Annotated in this window: 4 protein-coding genes; 1 reads left to right on the top strand and 3 read right to left on the bottom strand. The window is 69.7% G+C overall.

From position 1 onward, the window contains the following. Nucleotides 1–734: M23 family metallopeptidase (locus tag ABT130_RS46940; protein ID WP_350966406.1), on the bottom strand; the 734-nt coding region annotated here is incomplete at its 3' end. 288 nt (nt 735–1022) lie between these two features. Here ABT130_RS46940 and ABT130_RS46935 point away from each other — a divergent pair. Next, a complete protein-coding gene (locus tag ABT130_RS46935; RefSeq protein WP_350966405.1) occupies nt 1023–1952 on the top strand; it encodes a helix-turn-helix domain-containing protein in 930 nt (309 codons plus the stop codon). Nucleotides 1953–2273: 321 nt separating this feature from the next. Here ABT130_RS46935 and ABT130_RS46930 read toward each other — a convergent pair whose 3' ends face one another. Further along, complete coding sequence (locus ABT130_RS46930; protein ID WP_350966404.1) at nt 2274–3854, bottom strand: AMP-binding protein; 1581 nt, start codon at nt 3852–3854, stop codon at nt 2274–2276. After that, complete coding sequence (locus ABT130_RS46925; RefSeq protein ID WP_350966403.1) at nt 3851–4729, bottom strand: amidohydrolase family protein; 879 nt, start codon at nt 4727–4729, stop codon at nt 3851–3853. Before ABT130_RS46925 ends, ABT130_RS46930 begins: the two co-directional genes overlap by 4 nt. Nucleotides 4730–4934 lie beyond the last annotated feature (205 nt).

Here is a 4934-nt window from a genome sequence, read left to right as displayed (position 1 = left end):
ATCGGGATCATCGGGCTGTCGCCGTAGGAGATGACGGGCCGGGTGTGGGCGCCGGAGGCCAGGCTGTCTGACAGATAGAAGTCCAGAACCCCGAGATTGGGGGCGGCGCCGCAGTTGCGGCTCGTGACCGTGGTCCTGTAGGGGTTCCCGCCCTCGCTGAGGTGATACTCGACCCCGTTGAAAGTCGGATAGATCAGCTCGGAGACCGCGCCGCTGCCGTCGCCGTTGGTGTCGCGGAACACCTCGTAGTGCAGGTGGAACGCGCCGCCGGAGTTCTCCCCGCTGTTGCCCAGTTCGCCGATCTGCTGTCCGGCGGCCACCTGCTGGCCTACCGTGACGTTCCTGGTCTTCAGATGCATATAGAAGGTGTAGTAGTTGTCACCATGGTTGATCTTGACCAGGTGACCTGCGCCCGACTCGAAACGCGACGCGGTGACCACCCCCCCGGCCGCGGCCATGATCGGCGTGCCCGACTGGATCTGGCTGTTGTTCCAGGGAGCGCGGTACATGTCGAGGAGTTTGCCTCGCGCGCGGTCGTGAGTGGGGCCGGTGGTCAGGTCGACCGCCATTCCGCAGGGGAAGGGGGTCTGGAAGGCCGGGGCCGCGGCGGCGTGTGCCGGCGGGTTCGCCGTGCCGCCGGCGAGCACGATCAGCGCGGCCGCCATCGCCACCCTCAGCCGGGCCGGACGGGATGTTCTGGGCCGTTGCGGATCGATGGAAACGAGTGGATTCATAGTTATGTGTCCCCCTGACGAGTCAGGCTCCGGCCCGTGGGGCCGGAGCCGGTCGAGCCGAGGTGGTGATCTCGGCGTGGTTGCTGGTCATCACCGTGACCGGCCCGCCGCCTGGCGACAACGAATATGGGACAGGACGGGAGAATGGGACATGGGGGCATGCTGACCAGCGGAATCCCGGGCGCCGTGGGATAGGGATGGGATGGAGGTGACGTACGGGACAACGAGTGGTCGTTCCTGTTAGCCTGCGGGCGTCAAACTCGGGGGATCCGGGCTTGGGGAGCGAAGATGTCGGAACCGTCCGCTGTTGAGGATCTAGCCTCATATCTACGCGAGTTGAAGACCAAGACCGGCCGGAGCTACGATGCGCTCGCCAAGCGGCTCGGTATCAGCAAGTCCGCGCTCCACCGCTACTGCTCGGGAGACGGTGTACCGCCGCGCTTCACCGTTCTGGAACAGTTCGCCAAGGAGTGCCGGGCGAACCGGCAGGAGCTCATCGAGCTGCATCGGCGATGGGTACGCGCCCAGACGACCGAGGCGGAGTCCAGAGTGGCCAGGCAGGGCCAGGAGCGGGGAGAGCCGGAGCGGGAGGAGCGCGACGCGGTGCGGAGCCGGCTGGCCCCCGCGGAGCCGGAGGACCCGCCACCGGTGATCGGCGCGCGTGGGCGCCCGACGATCCTCCGTGGAGGCGGAAGTCGCACGCGGCCCGTACAGGTCGTCCTGACCGTCCTCGCCGTCCTGTCCCTGACCATGCTCCTGGTGTGGCCCTCCGAGAGCGACCTGGAGGAGGGCGCGAAGACCGCGGAGCAGGCGTCGGTCGCCTCGATGACCGTCGGCGCGCACTCCTGCACCATCCGCCGGGGTGTCAGGCACGTCGACGCCAGGCAGGGCGGCCACGTATGGAGCACGGATTTCGTGTGCGCCAACCGGCCCGAGGCCCCGCTGTACCTCACCGTGGATACGACCGAGAAGATAGCGATCCTGGACACCCCGAAGAGCTGGTTCGTCTGCTGGGCCTTCGGACGGGTCCAGAGCGACGGCGGGAACATCTGGTACTACACCCGAGGGGACCGCTCGGAGCCGGGAAAGGAAAGCTGGTCGGGGTGGGGGTTCGTCGGAGCCGAGCACGTTGATGCCCCCGTCCACCCGGTGTCGGCCATGCCGGGATGCGAGTTCGTGCCGGGTCCGTCCACCGAAACGGGGAAACCGCGCGCATGAGTCGGCGGTCGGCGAATCGCCGGAAAACGTAAGCCGGCCGGGTGCGGCGGTCCGTCACTGTCTCCGCTGTTACGACGGCGGCTCATCGCACCGCGCGTCCCCGGCGATCGGTGTGGCGGAGACCGGCAAGGTGGCGGTCAGGGGCCGTCGTCCGTTCATCGAGATCACCGCCCCTTTCCCACGGGTGGAAGGGATCATTCGTGCCGTTCCACCATCAGATGCACGGACCTCGCGCCGGAGGTTCAGGGGCGGCCGAAGACTACGTACCCGCTGTCACGGCCTCCCCGCGCGTCCTTCGTCGGGCGCGCGGGGGCCGGCCGGTTACCGGTGCGTGGACGACTCCGCACGCGCGGCCTCCCGGTCCCAGGTGGCCGGGGTTATCCCGGCCTGCCTGAGCTGGAACTTCTCCACCTTCTGGGTCGGCGTCTTCGGCAGCAGGTCGAGGAACTCGACGTACCGGGGGACCATGTGCGGCGCGGCGTGGCGGGCGCAGTGCTCGGTGAGTTCCTCGGCGGTGAGGCTCGCGCCGGGGCGCAGCACGACGCAGACCTTCAGATCCTCCTCGGTCAGCTCGCTGGGCACGCCGACGGCCGCGGCCTCCAGCACACTCGGATGTCCCTCCACGACCTGCTCGACCTCGTAGGCGGAGATGTTCTCGCCCCGGCGGCGGATCCCGTCCTTGGCACGGCCGCAGAAGTAAAGGTGGCCGTCCTCGTCGAGGCGGCCGAGGTCGCCGGTGCGCAGCCACTCGCCGTGGAAGGCGGCGGCGGTGGCCTCGGGCATCCCGTGGTAGGAGTTCATGACGAGGCCGGGCTCGCGGGGGCGGATCAGGATCTCCCCGATCTCACCCGGCGGCAGTGGCGAGCCGTCTTCCCCGCCGATGGCGAGTTCGTACTGCGAGATGACGCGACCGCACGACCCGGGGCGCCGGGGGGCGTCGAGCGGCTCGTAGACGGGCACGCCGCCGTCGGTGAGCCCGTACACCTCCAACAGCGGGAATCCGAACCGCTGCTCCCACCCGTCCCGCCAGGCGGGCATCGGCACGCCCCACGCCAGGCGGACCCGGTGCGCCCGGTCGTCCGGCCGAGGTGGGCGCTTCCACAGGATGGTCAGGGTCGCGCCCATGAAGTTGAAGACCGTGGCGTCGAAGCGGCGGACCTCGTCCCAGAACCCCGACGCGCTGAACCCGGCGCCGATCGCCGCGACGGCCCCGACCGACAGGGCCGCCACGACGGTCAGTGTGGCGGCGTCGATGTGGAACAGCGGGAACGGGCAGTACAGGACGTCCTCGGCGGTCAGTCGGAGGTTCTCCGCGTGCAGCTCGCCCTGCCGCACGAGGTAGCGGTTGGAGAGCACGCACGCCTTGGAAGGGCCGGTGGTCCCCGAGGTGAACAGCATCATCGCCGGTGCGAGCACGCCGGTCTCCGCCGGCGCCACGGCCACGCCGGGTAGTGCCGCCCGCTCGAAGCGGGCGACGCGCGCCGTGCCGTGCCAGGCGGGAAGGGCGTCTCCGGCGCCGCGCACCAGGATCGCCTCCAGACCGGACGGCTCGTGCGGCAGCGCGGCCAGGGCGGGCAGCAGTTCCGCGTCGACCACCGCGACGCGCGCCCGGGTCACCTGGAAGGCATGGGCCAGGCCGGAACCGATCAGCGAGGTGTTGACCGGCACGTGCACCGCACCCAGGCGGGCGACCGCGAACCAGGTCAGCACCGCGTCGGCACTGTTGCGCATCAGTACGGCGACCGGCTCGCCCGGCCGCACCCCGAGCGCCGCGAGGCCCGCGGAGAGCGCGCGGGACCGCTCGTGGAACTCGGCGTAGCTGAGGTCGCCCTCACGGGTGCGCAGGAACACCTTGGCCGGGTGCCGCCGGGCCCGCTCGTCAAGCAGCAGGGTGAGGGTCATGACCGCTCGCAGAGCGACCGTTCCAGACCGAACAGCCGGGCCGCGTTGCCCGCGAACAGCGCCTCCAGCGCGGGCTCGGGCAGGCCGGACTCACGCCATTCGGCGAGCGCGCGGGAGGGCTCCATCACCGGCCAGTCGCTGCCATAGAGAACCTGATCGCGCAGCACCGTGGACATCATGCCGAACATGGTGTCCCAGCCGGTGCCCGGACGGGACACGTACTTCGGGGCCAGCCCACCGAACTCCAGGTAGACCGTGGGGTGCCGGCGCGCCACGGCGCAGAACTCGGTGGCCCACGGCCATCCCGCGTGGCAGGCGATGAGCCGCAGATCGGGGAAGTCACAGGCCACCTGGTCCAGCAACTCGGGACGCTCGTGCCTGATGGGATGCATCCGCGAGTAGGTGATGCCGGTGTGCACCGCGACGACCAGGCCGAGTTCCTCGGCGCGCGAGTACATCGGGTAGAGGGCGCGGTCGTCGATGTCCAGGCCGAAGAAGGCGGGCTGCACGGCCACGCCGAGCAGCCCCTGGGCGGCCGCGGCGGCGACCTGCCTGGCCGCCCGTGTCGGCCGGGGCGGGTACAGGTCCACGGTGCCGATGCCCGAGAAGCGGCCGGGATGCTCGGCGACCACCTTGACCAGCGCCTCGTTCAGCGCCTCCGCGGACTCGCCGCCCTCGGACTCGGCGTGCATGACCGCCCGGTCGATGCCTTCCGCGTCCATGGCGGCCAGCAGGTCGGGCAGCGTGCCTTCGTTCATCTTGCCGGTCAGTCCCAGCACGCGGTCGTACTGCTCGGTCTGCCGAAAGGGGGCGTTGTAGGTCGCGGTCTCACGCAGGTGCTGGGGGAGCCGGACCCGCGCGTCGATGATTCTCATACGGAGGCCTTTGCGGATCAGCATGACGAGGAGCCCAATCGATTGGTTGGCGATGAGGGTGATCCCTCGCCGCCACACCTTTATGAACTCTGCTTTCATGCCTTGATTTCGTGGCCGGGGCGGCCTGGAGGAAGAGTATCAATCAATCGATCGATTGACCATTATGGAACCGGTGGTGCGGTGGCCCGATATCGGGCCACCGCAC

The sequence above is a fragment of the Streptosporangium sp. NPDC001681 genome (assembly GCF_040298085.1).
In the GTDB taxonomy this organism is placed as follows: domain Bacteria; phylum Actinomycetota; class Actinomycetes; order Streptosporangiales; family Streptosporangiaceae; genus Streptosporangium.
This window is presented reverse-complemented; position numbering and strand designations above follow the sequence as displayed.